This is a genomic window from Dulcicalothrix desertica PCC 7102, assembly GCF_003991905.1.
GTDB classification, from domain to species: Bacteria; Cyanobacteriota; Cyanobacteriia; order Cyanobacteriales; family Nostocaceae; genus Dulcicalothrix; species Dulcicalothrix desertica.
Genome location: NZ_RSCL01000042.1, coordinates 23,639 through 44,404, shown reverse-complemented (window position 1 = coordinate 44,404; position 20,766 = coordinate 23,639). Strand labels below are relative to the sequence as shown.

General features: G+C 39.1%; 11 protein-coding genes and 1 pseudogene. 3 read left to right on the top strand and 9 right to left on the bottom strand.

Annotated elements, in window-relative coordinates; genetic code table 11:
* Window positions 1-2: 2 nt before the first annotated feature.
* The 9 genes and pseudogenes from DSM106972_RS46255 to DSM106972_RS46215 form a co-directional block, all read right to left on the bottom strand.
* Window positions 3-416 (bottom strand): annotated as a pseudogene (locus DSM106972_RS46255) (carbonic anhydrase); the annotation flags it as partial.
* A gap of 297 nt (window positions 417-713) precedes the next feature.
* A complete protein-coding gene (locus DSM106972_RS46250) occupies window positions 714-1,643 on the bottom strand; it encodes an ABC transporter ATP-binding protein (protein WP_127087033.1) in 930 nt (309 codons plus the stop codon).
* A 38-nt stretch (window positions 1,644-1,681) separates the two neighbouring features.
* Entirely contained in the window at window positions 1,682-2,470 is a 789-nt protein-coding gene (locus tag DSM106972_RS46245) for an ABC transporter permease (RefSeq protein WP_127087032.1), read from the bottom strand.
* A gap of 92 nt (window positions 2,471-2,562) precedes the next feature.
* Window positions 2,563-3,348 (bottom strand): ABC transporter permease, encoded by a 786-nt coding sequence (locus DSM106972_RS46240; protein WP_127087031.1) that lies wholly within the window; start codon window positions 3,346-3,348, stop codon window positions 2,563-2,565.
* The gene (locus tag DSM106972_RS46235) at window positions 3,345-4,136 is read right to left on the bottom strand and encodes an ABC transporter permease (RefSeq protein WP_127087030.1); all 792 of its coding nucleotides are present in this window, start codon (window positions 4,134-4,136) and stop codon (window positions 3,345-3,347) included. The genes DSM106972_RS46240 and DSM106972_RS46235 overlap by 4 nt, the downstream gene beginning before the upstream one ends.
* The gene (locus DSM106972_RS46230) at window positions 4,133-5,149 is read right to left on the bottom strand and encodes an ABC transporter ATP-binding protein (protein WP_127087029.1); all 1,017 of its coding nucleotides are present in this window, start codon (window positions 5,147-5,149) and stop codon (window positions 4,133-4,135) included. The genes DSM106972_RS46235 and DSM106972_RS46230 overlap by 4 nt, the downstream gene beginning before the upstream one ends.
* Before the next feature lie 143 nt (window positions 5,150-5,292).
* A complete protein-coding gene (locus DSM106972_RS46225; RefSeq protein WP_127087028.1) occupies window positions 5,293-6,270 on the bottom strand; it encodes an agmatine deiminase family protein in 978 nt (325 codons plus the stop codon).
* Window positions 6,261-7,520 carry a type III PLP-dependent enzyme domain-containing protein gene (locus tag DSM106972_RS46220; protein WP_127087027.1) on the bottom strand — a complete coding sequence of 420 codons (1,260 nt, stop codon included), beginning with the start codon at window positions 7,518-7,520 and terminating at the stop codon, window positions 6,261-6,263. The genes DSM106972_RS46225 and DSM106972_RS46220 overlap by 10 nt, the downstream gene beginning before the upstream one ends.
* A 77-nt stretch (window positions 7,521-7,597) precedes the next feature.
* Window positions 7,598-8,581 (bottom strand): dimethylarginine dimethylaminohydrolase family protein, encoded by a 984-nt coding sequence (locus DSM106972_RS46215; RefSeq protein WP_127087026.1) that lies wholly within the window; start codon window positions 8,579-8,581, stop codon window positions 7,598-7,600.
* A 512-nt stretch (window positions 8,582-9,093) separates the two neighbouring features.
* Between DSM106972_RS46215 and DSM106972_RS46210 the strand changes: the two genes are divergently transcribed.
* From DSM106972_RS46210 to DSM106972_RS46200, 3 genes are read left to right on the top strand one after another with little or no spacing between them, the layout of a single operon-like run.
* Window positions 9,094-9,306, top strand: coding sequence for an MbtH family protein (locus tag DSM106972_RS46210; RefSeq protein WP_127087025.1), 213 nt, complete (start codon window positions 9,094-9,096; stop codon window positions 9,304-9,306).
* Complete coding sequence (locus tag DSM106972_RS46205; protein ID WP_127087024.1) at window positions 9,307-14,754, top strand: non-ribosomal peptide synthetase; 5,448 nt, start codon at window positions 9,307-9,309, stop codon at window positions 14,752-14,754.
* Window positions 14,747-20,686 (top strand): type I polyketide synthase, encoded by a 5,940-nt coding sequence (locus DSM106972_RS46200; protein ID WP_127087023.1) that lies wholly within the window; start codon window positions 14,747-14,749, stop codon window positions 20,684-20,686. The genes DSM106972_RS46205 and DSM106972_RS46200 overlap by 8 nt, the downstream gene beginning before the upstream one ends.
* Window positions 20,687-20,766 lie beyond the last annotated feature (80 nt).

Here is a 20,766-nt window from a genome sequence, read left to right as displayed (position 1 = left end):
AAGGTACGGATAATTGGGTATGTTTCTAGATTCTCTATTTGCGTTAGTACGTTCTGCTCAATAGCGATTTGTAGTAGTTTTTCAGTAGAACAACCTTCATAGTTATCTATAACCAAACGACGAGTTGACTCAGCGTGATTTTTTAGCCAGTCATAAACTAATGACATTTGTTGAGTTAAATTACCTATTTGCAATAATCCTTTCATTGAACCGCAGTGTGAGTGACCACAAATGACTATATCTTTAATACCTAACGCACCAACTGCGTACTCAATAGCTGCACCTTCTCCACTATTGCGGCGCCGTAAGCAGGTATAATATTACCAATATTACGAACAAAAAATAATTCACGCCTTTTGACTTTGGGTAATCAAACAAGGGTCAATACGAGAATCAGAGCATGTGATAAATAACACAATCACTTAGTTAAACGTTTTGTACAAATTTAGTAAACAAGTACAATTTTATGCATGGCGAATTTGGCAGCGATTTAATTAAATCTTATGTGGGATAACGAAATAATAGCAATGTTACAACAAAGTTATAAAATTGCCCAAGCATCACTCAAAACAGGAGTTAGCTGTCACGAATTGGTAGGTATAAACATATACATGTATATATGTAAAAAATATTCCCCTCTCCTGCAAGGAGAGGTTTTTTAAATTTTAAAGGTGTTGATGGCTCAAGCTACCTGACATATACCTAGGGCTTACTTATGCTTCGATTAATTGCAAGAAAATCTTCTCTAGCGACATCTCTAAAGGTTCATTTCTAATCAATGTTAAATTTTGCTCTGCCGCAAAACGTGTTATCAATCGCTGAATTTGCATTACCCATTCTTCTGATGCTTGTACATTGTAAGTCCAAACATCACCGTGCTGTTCAGCTATTGTTACATTGTTTATACCTGGAATTTGTTTTAAGCTATTAGTAATGACATTGTTTGCTCCTCTCAAAACAACTTTTAAGGCACCTTTGCTGTAGCTGCCCAAAAGTTGTTTAGTTGGTGCGGTTTTTACAAGTTTTCCTCGATTTAAAATTGCAACATAGTCGCTTAGACGTTCAACATCTTCAAGAATGTGAGTAGAGTAAAAAACAGTTGTTTCTCCTCTTAAATCACGCATTAGTTCTAAAATTTCTGCACGTCCAACTGGGTCCATAGCAGATACTGGTTCATCTAAAATGACCACAGCAGGTTTACTAACTAAAGCTTGAGCGATGCCTAAACGTTGTCGCATACCACCCGAATAATTACTACAGCGACGATTAGCTGCATCTGCTATACCAACTCGTTCAAGCAAATTATCAATACGTGATTTTGGAACATTACTGTGATAACTAGCAGCGTACTCTAACACTTCCCGCCCAGTCATCCAACCATAGAAGCGTGGGTCTTGTGCTACATAACCTAAGTGGCGCCGATGTAAACCTGTTTTTGTCACAGGAACACCGTTAATATTTGCACTACCGCTAGTTGGGTTACTCAATCCTACCAAGATTTTAATAGTAGTACTTTTACCTGCACCATTGGGTCCAAGAAAACCGCATACTGAGCCTAATGGTACTTCTAAGCTCAAATTGTCGATTACTTGGAGCTTGCCGTAGTTTTTGCTAAGGTTTGAGATTGAAATTGCAGAAGTCATTGCCAATTTTTAATGTTAGAATCAAAACGAATGTGGTGTTAAGAATATTCTTTGCTGTCAAAAATAACTTTGGCAATTACTGCCATTAAGATAACATATATAAAAGATGCTATCGCTTTTTGAATACTCGGTGAACTAACTAACCAATCAACAGTATTACTAGGGTAATATGGTGCAAATAACCTTAAATTATTGTTTGGCACAATATTTATAAAAAACCCACCTACCGCAAGCATTAAAGCGCCAGCAGCTATAGATGATTGGTTTTTAAATAGCAGACCTAATACTATACAAACTAACACCCAAAAAGCAACACAATAAAGACCTGCCATATTTGCTATTATAACTTCGTTAAATCTTGGTGGTGTATATTTAAGACTAACAACAGCTACAACTAACGAAATTATATTTGCTGTCACAACTGCAATTAACCAGGTCATAAGCGTTGTGACTAACCACTTACTCAGTAAAAAAGCATTGCGCGATAGAGGTTTACTTAGATTCCAAGCAATTGTACCAGCATCTACTTCTTTAGAGATTAAACCAATTGATAAAAGAATTGTAACAGGCAGTAGCCAGAAAGAATTTAATCCATAGCTCGATGCAACTTGCGTTAAATCCGTTGGTGGGAGAGGTTTATCCGATTGCTTTACAATAAAACTTGTTGACACATTCGCCACAATTGATGTGAGCAAAGGAATTAATACAAGTATCGCAATTGTGAACTTTTTACGCTTCCATTCTTTTAACTCTTTATTAAAGAAGGGAATGAAGCCAAGTAAAAAAGTTCCTAGGTTCGATGAAGAATAATTAATTTGTCTGGACATATTGCTCTATTTAGTATCTAGATAGCATGACTTTATGGCTAAAACTATATGATTCAAGAAAGTTTGTAACTACTATCCCATTGTATTTCTTTTTAACTACTCGCACTAGTATAGTTTGCTACTGCTATACGCCAAGCAAGATTGCTGAGTAGCAAAAAGATTCCAGCGAGCAGCAAACTTCCTAATGCCATTTTCCAATCTAGCCGTCCTACTGCTGCTGAAGCTGGGACTGTAGTGGCGAAAACAATTGGTACTATAAAAGTTAAGAAAAGGCGTGCCCAACGAGGATAAGCCGAAGCTGGAAAACGTCCTGCTGAAAAAAAGGTCAAAAATATCTCAGAAATTTGGCTGACTTTTACAAACCAAAAGGAGGTGATACTAAGCAAAAACCAAACGGAATATATAATAACGGCGCCGGAGAAAAGTAACATCAGTGATAATAGGAAATTTTTAATGTTAGCTGTTCCCAAGATAATCATGCTATAACTTAAAACTCCTACTCCTAAAAAAAGGTCTAGAATACTCCAGATGTTTATGCGGTAGAAAGAGACTAAAAACTGACCATTTACAGGTTTAAGTAAATTGAAATCCATATATCCTGTATGGATGTCTGTAGGAATCTGAGTCAGATTTGGTTCAACCACACAATTTATGAAGGACTCAATAATCATAAAGACACCTAAAATTGCTAAAGTTTCATAGAACGACCATCCCCCTACTGACTTAGTATGATTAAACATTACTTGAATAACAATGAAACCTGCACTTAAAATCACCAAAGAATTTAAGGCACTTAAAACAAATTGAACTCGGTACTCAGTTTCTAATTTTAACGAATTAGCTACGAAGATTTGTAAAAATTTTAGATAACGCTTCATGAACCCACCGCCGAATATTTCTGAAGACCTTTACGCCAAAGTAACCGATATAACGCAGTTAAAACAACAACCCAAAAAATCTGAATTATAAACCCTTCAACCAACTCTACCCCGTGCAATCCAAGTATCACATTTATGGGAAAATCTATAACGTAAGGGAACGGCGTGTAAGCCAGTACAGACAGTAAAACTTTTGGAAAAAGAGCTAAAGGTGCTAATGCACCACCTAAAATAAGCTGTAGGGTATAAAGAAGTTCGTGGGTAACGTCTGCTTTATCAATCCAGAATGCCAATAAACCGAGATTAAAGCTCATGTTAAAGTGAATTAACCAAGCTGCTACAAGAGCTGGAATAAATGCTAGTACGCTTAATATAGATAGGTCAGATAATGCCCCTACTATATAAAAGCCTGCTAGTGTAAATGGCACAAGCAATGGTAAACGTACTACCAGATCACCTAAATTGGCTGTCATATACATCCAGTAAGGATTAAGGGGCAGTAGTAACTTAAATGACATATAACCTAAGCGAATGTCACTATTTAAATCTTGGATTGTCGATACTTCGACTGTCTGAGTAACGAAAAAAACCATTAAGAAGTACGTGGCAAAATTTTTTGCACTATAATCACCCATCGGACCAGATTCTGCTAGCCCCATCCAAATAAACATCATTATTAAAGGCAGAAAACCAGATATGAGCCAAATTACGACCTCTACCCTATATGCAGTAGCTTCTGAGAAAGCATTGACTAATAAAGCTCGAGCTTTCCAAATTTTATACATCATGATTTTTCAAAATTATTACTGTGCTTCAGTTTGACTTGACCACTACGGAATACTTCACGGACAACTTCTTCTATAGGTATGTCTTCGATACTGATATCGGCGACGGGAAGATTCTTCAGAAGTTCTACAGCTGTCTTTGTGACTGCAACGTGTTCGACGAGTAATTCTGCGATATTAGCAACATGGCTGCGAACAGTGCCATATCGACGCAAGATATGAGCTGGTTGAGGCTCAATAAACTGGAGCTTCAACACTTTGTGAGGGGCTTTTTGTTCTGTAAAGCTTTTTAAATCTCCATCAAATATAAGTTTCCCACTGTTAATGACTAGAATACGCTTGGCTAAGGCTGTAAGGTCTGCCATATAATGCGAGGTCAGAATGATTGTCGCACCATAATACTCGTTGTATTGAGCGATAAATTCACGTACAGCCTGTTGCATATTGACATCTAAACCAATAGTTGGCTCATCGAGAAAAACTATTTTGGGCTGGTGCAACAAGGCTATAGCTAATTCACACTTCATGCGTTCACCCAATGACAGCTTACGCACTTGCTTGTTTAAAAGACCTTTAAGCTCCAACATCTCAGTCATTTCTGCTACTCGCCGTCGATAGGTACGATCGGGAATTTCATAAATTGCTTGATGAAGTAAAAATGAGTCTTCGGCACACAAGTCCCAGTCTAGTTGCTGTTTTTGACCCATTACTAAGGTAATTGAACTTAAAAATCCATGCTGCCGATACTTAGGTGTAAAACCAGCAACTTTTATCTGACCTTCAGTTGGGTGTAGCAATCCAGAAAGCATTTTTAGCGTTGTTGTTTTACCAGAACCGTTGCTTCCTAAAAAACCCACTATTTCACCTGGCGCAATTCTTAAAGAAATATTATCAACAGCTTTGATAATTTTGTTATTGCGATTAAAAAAAGATTTGAGGCTACCTTTAAGCCCTGCTTCTTTCTCATGTACATAATAATGTTTAACGAGGTTGTTAACTTCAACTATGTTATTCATATGTTTTTCTAAGTACCTGATCACTTGCTAATCTTTCAGGACGGGAGCAACCAACACTATTTTTACATGAAGATGCACATTATTATTCTTACTCCCCCCTTATTAAGGGGGGCTGGGGGGATTTTATTAATTGCAGCTTTATATTAAATTGGTATAAGTCCTGATTTATATGTAATGGTGATGCAATTAAATACGCCTCCGTATTTAGCGATTGCATTTGCATCTAAAAAGCATACGTGTTTTCCAAATATTTGGCTATATTTTTCTTTAGCATCTTCATCCTCTGGGATACCATAAATTGGTACGTATACCATATTTTTCGTTCTTAAGAAATTTATATAATTTCCTGATGCATTGTACCAACCATAGGTTTTATTAGGAGAAGGACAGTATGGTATTTCAATTCTCTCAACATTTGGTAGATGCTTATCAAGACATGCATGTAATTTGTCTACAAATCTACGCGAGTGAACATTCGCATAATTGTAGTCATTAATTACAATTCGTTCTCGATCAAGCCATCGGATCATGCCATCAATATGTCCAGTTCTATCACCTGGCTCTACAGGAATCACTACCAATTTTTCAATAGGCAGGTTATTCTTTAGTAAACTTTCTATTTCTTCCCTAGATTTGCTTTTATTTCGAGAGTACAGCTTTTCTGTCATAATTACTGTACCTTGCCCGTTACAAATAAAATTACCACCCTCTAGGCATATATCTATAGGTATTATATTAGCATTACCTTCTGAGGCAACCCTAAAATATTCCATACATGATTGTTCTGTACTTTCATTAAGATGACTAGCACAATAGGAAGGGTTGTAAATAAATTTGGCATAGCATTTATCTAGTTGAACTGGGGTAAAATCCCTTAACCAAATATCTTTAACACAGGAAATGTAAAAGATTGATGGATTTACCCCACTTAGCCGTGACATTTTTTCACGATGTGCTTGATTGGGGACAATACAAGTAACTTTATCGAACTTTGATATCTCAACTAAAAAATCAGCATAAAATAGTTCAAGTTCACAAAGATAATCGTTATAAATGTCCATGTAAACTGTTGGTAATACCAAAGTGACATGGTCAGTTTCCCAATCTGGAATCAGATGCATATTTCTTTCATTTCTTTTATTTGTTTCAACTTATTTTTTTGACGGGAAAAATTATTTTTATTTTTATTTTTATTTTTACTACTGCAGACGCTCATTGGTTCGTCATATACACAAGCAAAAGATTTAGAATAAAAACCATTAAACCGTGTTGATAATGCATTGGAATACGCGCCCACTTGATCGATTTCAATCCAATCTCCTTCACGCACGTCTTTTGGTAGTTTAAAATTACATGGTATCATATCAGTCGAATCACAAGTAACACCACATATAGAAAATTCCTCCAACTCATCAGAAACGGAATCATCTGGACGAATTAGCTGGGATAATAAAACAGTCTCAGAGTCTAGTAACTCAGACAAGGCGCCGAAAATACCATCGTTGATGTAAAGTTGATTAGACTTTCGCAGCAACACTTGTACTATTAAAGAACAGCCAGATGCTACTAACGCGCGACCAGGCTCTGCTAAGATTTGAACGGACGATGCTAAATTAATTCGATCTAAACCATTTTTGATTTCCAGCATATATTTTTCCAAAGGCGCCACCTTTGTACCTGGATAAGCTGCGGGAAATCCACCTCCCACATCAACACACGTTGGCTCTATATTAGCATAGTCTAACACTTCGCCCACAATATTTAGGGCTTTGCCGTAAAGTTTTGGGTCAGTACACTGAGAACCGACATGAAAAGTAATACCTGCTTTCAATCCATATTTTTCAGTTGTTTGCATCAATTTAGCTGCTTCTTCTGGTTCTGCTCCAAATTTTTTAGCAAGGTGATAAAGACAGCTATCAGATTCTGGAGTCTTAACACGTGTCACTATAACAACATTAGGATCCGTTCCTATTTCTTGAACTATTTTCTCAAGCTCATCTAGATGGTCAACTGCATAGTACCTTACTCCATACTTGAAGTAAGCAATTCTTATAGCTTCGCGATTCTTGACAGGATGCATAAAATGCGGGCTAGTGCGATAAGTATTAAATATTTGCGCGATTTCTGACTGTGATGCTACATCGAATTGTTTGATTCCACCAGAAGATAAAGCGTTTAAAACAAGTGGATGAGGGTTACATTTTACTGCGTACATTACAGTCCCTGCAAATTGAGAGATAAAATTTTCTGCTGTCTGCTGAATAAACTTTGGTCTTACACAATAAACTGGGTAATTTGGCTGTAAAGTTTTAACAAGGGAACGCACATCAGAAAAATGTGGAAAGTATTCCTGATTCATATTTATATCCATGATTTAACCTTTGGTAATTTATTGTTAGCTTGGGTAAGGTCGTCAGTGACGACCCTACGATAGTGCAAAATGTCGGTTTAAAGAGCGACTAATTCTTGCTGAGACTCGAACTGAAAAACTTTAACATTGCCAGCTTCGTTAAGCGATTCACCCATTATGTAATTATTGCGGTTGAGGTGCATAACTAGACAGGATAAAAGGGCGCCAGATTTGCAAAATTCTGACAGATTAAAGAAAACTGGTTCCATACCTAAAGAAGAACATAGTGAGCTAACTGATTCTATTTTGTTCTTCTCGTATTCATAATCTTCATGAGAGGGAGAAAGGTCTTGAATATGAGATGCACAAAGTAGATGTTTTCCTAACACTATACTGTTAGTTAACCCACTATACGCATCATCAACACTTACATCGTGAATACAAGTATACTTTTCTAATTCATGTAAAGTCTCTTTATCTACAATTTCTGTACATACTGCTAAATGTTCCGGAGAAAGTGGTAAAACACAACAGTCTAAATGATACAGATATTCATCTTGCATCAACAAGGGAATAACTTTCATGTCAAAAGTTCTGCTAAACCAGTCTAATGCATTTTTTGATGTGCGAAGACCGTATGCACCAACGTAAACGTTATCTCGTATATGCTTTAAATCCGCCTCACCCTCGAAATATTCAGGAGCATCTTGAATGGAGAATTTCATTAGCTTGAAAAAGTCACGTCCAATCTCGCTCTCATTCCGTCTTGGTTCGGAATAAAAATTAGAGATGACAACTGTTTTTTCTGGTGTATGTGGCAGTACAATCCCTAAGTTAGCTACGTAAGTCTGGTCTTGAAGTCCAGGAACGCTTGGAAGCAAGTAAACAACGGCATAACGTGACATGAAACTGTACAATGACATGAACTGGGATAAAGTTTTTTCTTTATCAATCACCAATTCATCAGGCTCTAAGTCTAGCATCCACGCATTATTCGGAAACTCAGTAGATAGAGAGAATGGCACATTCATCAAAAAGCCAGGTTGTTTACTTTGAGCAATGTTTAAGTCGTTGTGTAACATATGACTGTATTAAGTAAATGGAGTATACTGTTAATGCATCGTTACTCAGTGTTGATTATTAACTAGAAGTTTTCCTAGCAATGTCAATATCAAACTGACGAAGAGTCTCTTCTGTTTCGTGATAGTATGGTTAGTGGTACTAAAGACTTATAACAATGAGCGCGCTGCTACTGGGAAAGCAAAACTTGGACATCTGTAGCAAGCTACCCTTTGTGCAAAGAAGAAGAGTTTTATACCCTAAAAAGTCTCTAAGATATTAATTACAGCAGATACTTTTTGTTAATACTATTGACCTACTGAGTCAAACTTGGAAACGCTGCTATTAACGTTATAACATCACGCTACTACTTATTTTTCCTAAAAACAAATTTTTATATAATTTCTTTACATTTCTTTACAATCACAGTTACAAAACCTTGTTGGTTGTGGAAGGGAAGTAATGAATAAGCATTAGAAGCGATACGAATATAAGGGTAGATGCCCTTTTACAAGGAAACGACCCGAAGGTAATAATGAATATAGATGACAAAGAAAACAAAACAACTTATAAAGTTGTAGTCAATCACGAAGAACAGTATTCTATTTGGCCATCTGAGCGAGATAACCCACTCGGCTGGTGCAACGCAGGTAAAACTGGTTTAAAAGAAGAATGTCTAGAATACGTTAAGCAAGTATGGACTGACATGAGACCACTTAGTCTTCGTCAGAAGATGGAGAAATCTTAGATGTTAGATGACTTAAAAAATACCATGTATAACTTTTCAACTTTAGTTGAGCTTCTGCGCTACCGAGGGCAATACCAGGGTGATAAAATTGCTTATACTTTTTTACAAGATGGAGAAATTGAATCAAGCAGCCTTACTTATGGAGAATTAGACCAACAAGCACAAGGGATTGCAGCTTCTCTCCAGTCTCTTGGAACTACTGGCGAACGCGCGTTACTGCTCTATCCGCCAAGTCTAGAGTTTATTATTGCTTTTTTTGGGTGTTTGTATGCCGGAATTGTACCAGTTCCCGCTTACCCGCCGAGGCGAAACCATAATATGTCCAGGCTAGAGACAATTGTTGTAGATGCCCAAGCGACTTTTGCGCTCACCATATCCTCAGAGTTAGCGAACCTAGAGAGTCGATGGGCGTTGAATTCAGAAATATCTGGGTTACGCTGGCTAGCAACCGATGAAATAGACAAAAACTTGAGTAGTTTCTGGCAAGAACCAACATTAAGCAAAAATACTTTAGCTTTTCTTCAGTACACTTCCGGTTCTACAGGAAAGCCGAAGGGAGTCATGGTCAGTCACGGTAATATATTACACAATGAAAGACTGATTCAAATGGCTTTTGGGCATACGAAGGAAACTATCTTTGTTGGCTGGCTACCTCTATTCCATGATATGGGGCTGATTGGAAACGTCTTACAGCCTTTGTATTTAGGAATACCAAGCTTTCTGATGTCACCTGTAGCTTTTCTGCAGCAACCCGTTCGTTGGCTGCAAGCTATTTCCCGCTATAAAGCAACTACTAGTGGTGGCCCAAATTTTGCTTACGATCTGTGCGTAAACAAGATTACTCCCGAACAAATCTCTAGTCTTGATTTGAGCAGTTGGGAAGTTGCTTTCAACGGTTCTGAACCTATTCGTGCAGAGACATTACAACAATTTGCTCGTAAGTTTGCTGATTGTGGTTTCCGTTACTCAGCATTTTACCCCTGCTATGGGATGGCTGAGACAACTTTATTTGTCTCTGGAGGTTTAAAAACGGCGCCTCCTGTTTTATATAATCTTGAGGAAGCAGCCCTCGAACAAAACCAGGTGCTTTCATCGACATTAGATCAAGTCGGTTCCCGGACAATTGTGGGTTGTGGTTTAACTTTGTTTGATAAAATTACAATTGTTGACCCCAAAACTATGCTCCAATGCCGATCTGACCAAGTGGGAGAGATTTGGGTTTCAGGTTCAAGTGTAGCTCAGGGGTATTGGAATCAACCGCAACTAACAGAACAAATTTTCAATGCTGATATCGCAAATACTGATGCTATTGACGCGAATTCGGCGCCAAAAGCTAGTGGTTCATTTTTGCGAACTGGAGATTTAGGATTTTTCCAAAACGGAGAGTTGTTTGTTACAGGTCGCTTGAAAGATATAATTATTATTCGCGGGCGCAATTATTATCCTCAAGATATTGAACTTACACTCGAAAAGAGCCATCCAGGACTGCGATTTGGTTGTAGTGCGTCATTTGGGGTTGAAGTTAATGGCGAGGAAAAATTGGTTGTTGCTTGTGAGGTAGAGCGAAGTTACTTGCGTCAGCTAAATGTGGATGAAGTAGTTGGGGCCATCCGCTCGGCAATATCACAGCAGCACGAGATACAAGCTTATGCTGTTTTATTGCTCAGAACTGCAAGTATCCCAAAAACTTCTAGTGGTAAAATTCAGCGCCATGCTTGCAAAGTTGGCTTTCTTGATGAAAGTTTAGATATTGTAGGTAGTAGCATTTTAGAAGATTCTTATCTAGTCGATAGTATAAATAAACTAGACCGGGAAACTCTTCTAGCAATGCAATTAGAAGATCAACAGGGGTGGCTTTTATCTTACCTTCAAAAGCGAGTGGCTCAGGTACTCAAAGTGGCGCCTTCTCAATTAGACCAACACCAGCCTCTCACCACTTTAGGTTTTGATTCTTTGATGGCTGTCGAGCTAAAAAACGAGATTGAAACTAGCTTTGGTGTAATTTTACCAATGACCAGTTTCCTCGAAAGTTCTGGCACTGCCCAGATAGCGATTGAAATACTTAATCAATTTACAGCAAGTAGCCCTACCTTAGAAACTGCTCTTGTTCCAATTCAGCAAGCTAATGCTGAATACCCCCTCTCCTATGGGCAACGCTCTCTGTGGTTTCTGCACCAGTTAACACCCGATAGTCCTGCTTACAATATTGCGGCGCCTATACGCATAAAAGCAGATTTGGATATTCCTGCTTTGCAACGCGCGTTTCAGAAATTGGTAGATCGCCATCCTGCCTTAAGGACGACTTTTATGGCGCCTGATGGCGAACCTAAACAACAGGTTCACAATTTTAAACAGGTTTACTTCCAGGTAGAAAATGCATCTGCTTGGAGCGAGACATTCCTTAATAATCGCCTTGTTGAAGATGCTTACCGACCCTTTGATTTAAAGCAAGGTCCTTTACTGCGAGTCAATTTATTCACTCGTTCAACCAATGAATATATCTTACTGCTAGTTGTACATCACATTATTGCTGACTTCTGGTCTTTGTCAGTACTCCTACAGGAGATGGGAAAACTTTATCAGGCAGAAAAAGATGGCACAACAGCAGCACTGGCGCCTTTAGAATTGCAGTATACTGATTACGCGCACGCTTCAGTACAAATGCTGGCAAACGCAGAAGGAGCGAAACACTGGGCTTATTGGCAGAAACAGCTTGCAGGAGAGTTGCCGACGCTGAATTTACCTACCGACCGGCCTCGACCTCCTGTTCAAACATATCAAGGTGCTTCCCAGTCCTTCAAGTTAAATGCAGAATTAACGTCTAAGCTCAAAGCATTAAGCCGCGCTCACGGTACTACTCTTTACACGACCTTACTCGCAGCTTTTCAGGTGCTATTGCTGCGCTACACGGGTCAAGAAGATTTATTGGTTGGTTCGCCAACAGGGGGTAGGGTTCGAGCTGAGTTAGCGGGATTAATTGGTTATTTTGTTAACCCGATAGTATGCCGTGCAAATCTATCTGGAAATCCAACATTTAAAGAGTTTCTCAATCAAGTACGCTCCAAAGTACTAGATGCTTTTAAACACCAAGATTATCCCTTTGCGCTTTTAGTTGAGCGATTACAACCAACAAGAGACCTCAGTATATCTCCACTGTTCCAAGTTATGTTTGTCATGCAGAAAGCGCACTTGCTTCATGACGAAGGCTTAACAGCGTTTGCTTTGGGCGAAACGGGAGCTAAAATGAGTTTGGGAGATTTGCAACTGGAGTCTTTAGGACTGGAACAACGGATAGCTCAGTTTGATTTGACACTGACAATAGCTGAGGTGGAGCTTGAACTTGCCGCATCGCTTGAGTACAACATTGACTTGTTTGATACAGATACCATATACCGAATGTCGGAACATTTACAAACTTTGCTGGAGGAAATTGTTGCTAATCCAGAGCAGCCAGTTTCTAAATTGCCCCTGCTAACTGCATTTGAGCGGCATCAGTTGGTAGAATGGAATCAAACTCAAAGCAATTATCCTCAAGATAAATGCATACATCAATTGTTTGAAGAGCAAGTGGAACGAACTCCAGAAGCTGTGGCTGTAGTATTTGAAGATTTGCAAATTACTTATCGAGAGTTAAACACGCGCGCGAACAAATTAGCGCACTATTTACAGCAACTGGGTGTAAAACCTGAACAACTAGTAGGTATTTGCATTGACCGTTCTATAGAAATATTGGTTGCATTTTTGGGTGTTCTGAAAGCAGGTGGAGCTTATATCCCGCTAGACCCACAATTACCTAAACAGCGTTGGCATTCAATTCTCAATGACTCGCAGTTGAGAGTGTTACTAACTCAGGAAAAATTACTACCTCAACTCCCTGAGAGTGAGTTGCATAAAGTTTGCATAGATAGAGATTGGGGTACAATATCGCAACATAAATCGGACAATCCTCGATGTGCTGTTCATCCAGAAAACTTAGCTTATGTTATCTACACTTCGGGGTCTACAGGTAAGCCCAAGGGAGTATTGATTCAACACTCTAGTTTGAGCAACCATAGTTGCGCTATCGCCAAGAAATATGATATTAATAGTAATGATAGAACTTTAGAGTTTGCTGTATTCAGCTTCGATCAAGCTGGCGAAGAAATTTTCCCCCCCCTGTTGAGTGGTGCAACAATGGTGATGCGACCCGACAGGATATTTACCTCGATTGTAGATTTTGTCCAATTTGTAGAAAAAGAAAAGCTGACAGTGTTGAACCTTCCAACACCATACTGGCTTGAGTGGACGAGAGCATTGTCTCAATTAGATGTGTATTGCCCAAAAAGCGTGCGCTTGGTAGTGGTGGGAATGGAAAAAACTCAACCAGAGCAATTAGCTTTTTGGCGCCAGCAGGTTGGAACTAATGTTAAATGGTACAATGCTTATGGTCCAACCGAAACTACAATTACCGCCACACTTTATCAACCTGTACCCTGTGCTGAAAAAGACATAGCTCATTGCGTACCGATTGGTCGCTCTATTGCCAATACGCAAACCTATATTCTCGATAATAATCTCCAATCAGTTCCTATTGGAGTACCAGGTGAATTACATATTGGTGGCTTCGGTTTAGCTAGAGGTTATCTTAACCACCCAGAGTTGACGGCTCAAAAGTTTATTCCCAATCCCTTTAGCAATGAACCTGGAGCGCGACTCTACAAAACTGGAGACTTAGTTCGCTACATGAGCGACGGCAACATTGAGTTTCTTGGTCGCATTGATAATCAAGTCAAAATTCGCGGTTTCCGCATTGAACTTCCAGAAATTGAGGCAATTTTAACTCAACATCCAGAAGTAGCACAAGCTGTGGTTATTGTTCAGGAAAACCAACTTAACGATAAATGTTTAATAGCTTATGTTGTTCCCAAGAAGCAAGCTTTAACCACTACAACACTGCGGAACTTTTTAAATGAAAAATTGCCTGAATATATGATTCCTGCAATTTTTGTGATGTTGGAAGCTTTGCCTTTCTTACCCAATGGTAAAATAAATCGCCGCGCGTTGCCAGAACCAGAAAGTCTTCGCCCCGAGTTAAATGTGGCTTATGTAATGCCGCAAACAAAAATTGAGCGCTTAATTGCTGCTGTTTGGCAAGAAATGCTTCAGGTAGAAAAAGTTGGTATTTATGACAATTTTTTTGAACTAGGAGGACATTCATTACTCATGGTTCAAATACACAGCAGATTAATAGCAATATTGGACAATATTTCAATTCTTGACATGTTTAAGTATCCAAGTATACACACGTTAGCTAAATACTTAAGTAACAAACACAGCGAAGAAATTGTTTCAGAAAACCGCTCTCGCCTTGAAATTCGCAGCGACCGCCAAACTTTGAGGAATCAACAAAAACAACTTAGGCAAACGCACAGAGCGCAAACTAACGCGAAAGGAGTTCCAAATGAATAAACCATCTCTTCCTTTAACCAATGATTTAAATAATGATTTTTTAAATCCTTCAGAAATAGCTATTATTGGTATGACTGGTCGTTTTCCTGGAGCTAAAGACATTGACGAGTTCTGGCGAAATTTACAGCACGGAGTAGAATCTATTTCATTTTTCTCAGATGAAGAATTAAATTCTTCAGGTGTAAACCCTGCTGTGCTAAATAACTCTAATTACGTTAAAGCAAATGCTATTTTACCAGACATCGATCTGTTTGATGCTTCTTTCTTTGGCTTTAGAGCCAGAGAAGCTGAAATGACCGATCCACAACACCGTATTTTTTTGGAGTGTGCTTGGAACGCAATTGAAAGTGCTGGTTACAATACAGAAACTTATAATGGTGCGATTGGTATTTATGCAGGTGTAGGAATGAATACTTACTTGCTAAATAACCTGTTGTCAAATCTTGACCTTAGCGAACCAACGGCTATTTACCAAGCGACAATTACAAACGATAAAGATTTTCTCTCTACACGTGTTTCTTACAAACTCAACCTCACTGGTCCAAGTATTACTATTCAAACTGCTTGTTCTACTTCATTAGTTGCCGTCCATTTGGCTTGCCAGAGTTTATTAAATGGAGAATGCGATATTGCTTTGGCAGGTGGCATTTCCATTAACATACCCCAAGAAATTGGTTATTTGTATCAAGAGGGTATGATTCTTTCTCCTGATGGGCACTGTCGCGCTTTTGATGCTAACGCTCAAGGAACTGTCAACGGTAGTGGAGTTGGAATTGTAGTTTTGAAGCGGCTGGCAGATGCAATTACCGATGGCGATTGCATCCATGCAATAATCAAAGGTTCTGCTATTAATAATGACGGTTCTGTAAAAGTTGGCTATACGGCGCCTAGTGTAGATGGTCAGAAAGCGGTCATTTCCGAAGCGCAAGCAATAGCTGGGGTAGAAGCAGAAACAATCACTTATGTAGAAACTCATGGAACCGGCACAGTTTTGGGAGACCCCATTGAAATTGCAGCTTTAACAAAAGCTTTTCGTGTGACTACCGAGAAAAAAGGGTTTTGTGCTATCGGTTCGGTAAAAACTAATATTGGACATTTAGATGCAGCGGCTGGTGTAACAGGTCTAATTAAAACTGTCTTGGCACTCAAACACAAGATGATTCCGCCCAGCCTGCACTTTGAAAAACCAAATCCAAAGATAGATTTTGCAAATAGCCCTTTTTATGTTAATACTACATTGTCTGAATGGAAAACAGATAAAACTCCGCGCCGTGCTGGCGTCAGTTCTTTTGGCATTGGCGGCACTAACAGCCATGTTGTTATAGAAGAAGCGTGTTTTGATAAACCCTCTGGAAAATCTAGACCTTGGCAACTGTTATTGCTATCAGCAAAAACTAGCTCCGCTCTTGAAGATGCAACTAAAAATTTAGTTGAGCATCTACAAAAACACCCCGATCAAAAACACACCGATCAAAAACACACCGATCAAAAACACCCCGATCTCAATCTCGCTGATGTTGCTTATACGCTAAATATTGGTCGTAGTGCTTTTAGTCATCGAAGACTAGTTATTTGTGAGAATTTTGATGATGCAGTTACAGCACTCAAAACTTTAGATTCAAAACGAGTTTTAAACAACTTCCAAGATTCTAAAGAACGACCTGTTATATTTATGTTTTCTGGACAAGGGGCGCAATACGTTAATATGGGCAGATCACTCTACGAGAGTGAGCCTATTTTTAAAGAGCAAGTTGATAAGTGCTGCGAACTCCTCAAACTTCACATTGGTCTGGATTTGCGAACTGTGTTATATCCCGAACAAAAAGTTGATGAGGCGACACAGTTGTTACAACAAACCGCCATTGCCCAACCAGCGCTGTTTGTAATTGAGTACGCCCTCGCTCAGTTGTGGATGGCGTGGGGTGTGCATCCGGAGGCAATGATTGGTCATAGCATTGGCGAATATGTCGCTGCTACATTAGCTGGGGTTTTCTCACTCGAAGATGCCCTTATAATAGTGGCGAATAGAGGAAAACTGATGCAGCAGTGCAAGAGTGGTGCAATGCTATCGGTTCAACTTTCCGAACAGGAAGTAAAACCCCTGTTGGCGCCAGAACTATCCTTAGCTGCAAGCAATGGACCTTCCTACTGCGTGGTGTCGGGTACAACCGAAGCGGTGGAACAATTGCAACAGCACTTAGAACAAAAAAATGTAATATGTCGGCGCCTGCATGTTTCCCATGCTTTTCATTCCCAAATGATGGAACCCATCATTGAGCCATTTACCCAATTGTTAAACGTTGCACTTAATCCCCCAAAAATTCCGTTTGTCTCCAACGTTAGTGGAACTTGGATTACAGCAGCCGAAGCAACAGACCCCAACTATTGGGCGAAACATTTGAGACAAACAGTACGTTTTAACGAAGGAATTGTTGAGATACTCAAAGAGCCAGAACGCATATTACTAGAGGTAGGTCCAGGACGAACTTTGAGCAGCTTTGCTCTTCAGCATCAAACTCAAGAACTGGTAGCGTTAACATCACTGCGCCATCCCCAAGAACAACATTCAGATGTAGCATTTATTCTCAATACTTTGGGGCGCCTCTGGCTGTTTGGGGTTAAGATCGATTGGTCTGGTTTTTATGCTTATGAACAGCGTCATCGTATCCCTTTACCGACGTATCCTTTTGAACGTCAGCGTTACTGGATTGAACCACAGCAACAGGTACAACGAACAAGCGACAGCAAACACAGCTTTTGCAGTCCCAATTCGATTCTGTCGAAATTGGTAAAAGCTGCTCAAAGCCAAGCTCGTGCAGAAATTAAGGGATTTGATGAGCAAACTTATCTGGCGAATCAACACTGCTTGGATCGGTTATGCGCTGCCTATATAAACCTTTATCTAAACCATAGTGGTGTTTTTAGTAATCCTAATAAAAACTATTCTATTGAGCAGTTGTTTGAGAAATGTCAAATTATTCCTCGCTACCGTCAATTGTTATGTCGTTGGCTTAATATATTAGTAGAGCAAAGTCAACTGCATAAAGACCAGGATTTATTTACTAATTTTGTGCCATTTTCTGATGACTCTCTTAATGCTCTTTTAAAAGAAGTCAGAAGCAAATTTGCTGACACACCCGAAGTTGTAGATATTGTTCAGCACTGTGGAGAAAATCTTGAAAGTGTACTAACTGGAGAAAAAGAACCGTTAGAATTGTATGCAGGCTCGACTCAAAACACAGAAAATTTAAATCAAAAGTTACCTTTATACGAATACTATAAAGATATAATCAAGACTAGTCTGGAACAGGTAGTAAAGTTATTGCCCCCAGACGTGAATCTTAGAATTTTGGAAATTGGCGGTGGACAGGGGATAGCTACAGAAGCTTTGCTGCCAATATTGCCACCACAAACTAACTACACTTTTACGGACGTAGGCAGTTTGTTCCTACGATTAGCCCAACAGAAATTTGGTGCCTATCCCTTTGTTGAATATCGCTTGTTAGACATTGAGCAACCTCCAACTGAGCAAGGCTACTCAACACACAGCTTTGATGTCGTGATAGCTGTGAATGTGCTGCACGTAACCCGAAACATGACACAAACTTTAGAGCATGTACGCTCTTTGTTGGCGCCTGGAGGGTTGTTACTACTCTGGGAAATTACACAACCTGAAGTATCATTTGACATAACAGACGGGTTGCTAATGAATCCGATTACTGATGAAGAACGCAGCCAAGGAAATCCATTTTTATCAAAAGAGCAGTGGCATAAAGCACTACGCGATAGTGGATTTGTTGAGGTAGTAACTTTATCTGAAACTGAAGCTTTTGGGCACGATGTTTTAGTAGCTCAAGCTTCGACGTTAACAAATTTATCTACACCTTCAGCATTTACTGTATTAGTTCCAAAAAATGCTGACCAAATACCTCAATCATTAGAGCAAAAACCTGACATTGCCGATTGGTTTTATGTTCCATCATGGAAACGCACGATGGCGCCGCAGCGTTTTGACGTAAAAGTTCAAACAAAGCCGGGATGCTGGTTAGTGTTTACTGATGAGTACGGCTTAGGTGAAGAAATTACACAACAACTTGCATCATTAGGTCAAGATATAATTACTGTCAAAGTAGGAGAGCAATTTAGTCAAGACAGCGAATTTCCTCAACGGGTATATAGAATAAACCCTCAACATCAGGATGATTATAATAAACTATTTAAGGAACTCCGCACACTGAACTTAATTCCAAAAACGATTGTTCATTTATGGAGCGTTACACCAAACCTTGAAGAATTATCAATTGATTCCTTAGAAAATTCTCAATACGAAAGCTTCTACAGCTTGCTATTTTTAACGCAAGCGCTTAGTGAAAATAATCAAACACATTCCCTGGAAATTGCAATTGTCTCAAACAATATGCAAGAAGTGACAAGCTCGGAGTTAATGTGTCCAGAAAAAGCTTTTGTGTTGGGAGCATGTAAAGTTATTGAGCAAGAGTACCGAAACATTCTCTGTCGTAGCATTGATATTGATGTTATTCCCAAAACAGAAAATTGGCAAAACAAAAAACTTGTAAATCAATTGCTAGCAGAACTAAAGAGCGAATTATCAGATCGAGTTGTAGCCTACCGTGGTCTTCATCGTTGGGTACAGACTTTTGAACCCGTCCGCTTGAATGAAACCGTAGAAGAAACACCGCAGTTAAGAGAAGGAGGAGTTTATTTAATTACAGGTGGATTGGGGGGTGTTGGTCTATTTAATGCAGAATATTTGGCAAAAACAGTACACGCAAAGCTAATATTGATAGGACGCTCTGTCTTCCCTGAGCGAGACGAGTGGTTACAATGGCTCTCAAGTCATGAGCCGGATGATAGCATTAGTTGTAAAATTCGGAAAATACAGGCACTTGAGGCGTTAGGTGCAGAGATTTTGGTGCTGAACGCCGACGTTACTGAGCGAGAACAAATGGAAGCAGCAATTACTCAAGCCAAAAATCGATTTGGTCAAATTCATGGGGTTATCCATAATGCTGCTGAAGACAAACAAGAATTAATTGCACAAACAACGCTTTCAACAAGAGGAATTGTTTTTTCACCCAAAATTCTTGGCACTTTAGTGCTAAACCAAATATTCCAAGATGTCGATTTAGATTTTTTGATACTGACTTCATCTCAAGCTTCAATTTTAGGTGGAATTGGACAAGCTGAATATACTGCTACATGTGCCTTTCTTGATGCATTTGCTCACTATAGTGCTTCTAAACACAGCAGGTTGATTAAATCGATAAATTGGAATAGATGGAAGACACCTGAATGGATAGCTAAGGCAAACTTAGAACGTGTGTCACAAGGATTAACACTTGAACAATCAGGTTTAACGCTTGAAGAGGGCATGGAGGCATTAAAGCGTATTTTGTATAGTAGCACAGTGCCTCAGATAGTTGTCTCAAACAGCGATTTTAATGAGTTGATTAATCGAAACCTAATTAATTTGCACTCGACGCTCAATTCTTTAGAAGAAGAATTTAGTAAGGCTAGCCAAGCTAAATCAACTCACAAGCGTCCTAACCTAGCGAATGCTTATGTTCCTCCGAGTAACGAGATTGAGAACACTTTAGCCGATATTTGGCAAGAAACTTTTGGTATTGAACAGGTAGGTATTTACGATAACTTTTTTGAGTTGGGAGGAGATTCTTTACTTGCCACTGTTGTCCTATCTCGACTGCGTAAATCATTCGAGATAGAACTGCCCTATAAAAGCTTCTTTGATGAGCCAACTATAGCTAAAATCGCTGAGATTCTCGTACAAAAAATGTCTGAGCAGGCAGAACAAGAAGAACTGGCTAAAGCTTTAGCAGATATTGAGCAGCTTACAGAAGATGAGGCACTGACATTAATACAACAAGGAATAGAACTAAAATCTTCCCCTTAGCGTACTTTGCGTCCTTAGCGGTTCGTTAAAAAAATAACCGCAAAGACGCAAAGGACGCGAAGAAAGAGAAGATAAATAAC

What these genes read in the sequence shown, in the direction of transcription:
- DSM106972_RS46240 (WP_127087031.1), bottom strand. Translation starts at nt 3,348, where the DNA reads ATGAAGCGTTATCTAAAATTTTTACAAATCTTCGTAGCTAATTCGTTA.
- DSM106972_RS46200 (WP_127087023.1), top strand. Translation starts at nt 14,747, where the DNA reads ATGAATAAACCATCTCTTCCTTTAACCAATGATTTAAATAATGATTTT.
- DSM106972_RS46235 (WP_127087030.1), bottom strand. Translation starts at nt 4,136, where the DNA reads ATGATGTATAAAATTTGGAAAGCTCGAGCTTTATTAGTCAATGCTTTC.
- DSM106972_RS46205 (WP_127087024.1), top strand. Translation starts at nt 9,307, where the DNA reads ATGTTAGATGACTTAAAAAATACCATGTATAACTTTTCAACTTTAGTT.
- DSM106972_RS46220 (WP_127087027.1), bottom strand. Translation starts at nt 7,520, where the DNA reads ATGGATATAAATATGAATCAGGAATACTTTCCACATTTTTCTGATGTG.
- DSM106972_RS46250 (WP_127087033.1), bottom strand. Translation starts at nt 1,643, where the DNA reads ATGACTTCTGCAATTTCAATCTCAAACCTTAGCAAAAACTACGGCAAG.
- DSM106972_RS46210 (WP_127087025.1), top strand. Translation starts at nt 9,094, where the DNA reads ATGAATATAGATGACAAAGAAAACAAAACAACTTATAAAGTTGTAGTC.
- DSM106972_RS46245 (WP_127087032.1), bottom strand. Translation starts at nt 2,470, where the DNA reads ATGTCCAGACAAATTAATTATTCTTCATCGAACCTAGGAACTTTTTTA.
- DSM106972_RS46225 (WP_127087028.1), bottom strand. Translation starts at nt 6,270, where the DNA reads ATGCATCTGATTCCAGATTGGGAAACTGACCATGTCACTTTGGTATTA.
- DSM106972_RS46215 (WP_127087026.1), bottom strand. Translation starts at nt 8,581, where the DNA reads ATGTTACACAACGACTTAAACATTGCTCAAAGTAAACAACCTGGCTTT.
- DSM106972_RS46230 (WP_127087029.1), bottom strand. Translation starts at nt 5,149, where the DNA reads ATGAATAACATAGTTGAAGTTAACAACCTCGTTAAACATTATTATGTA.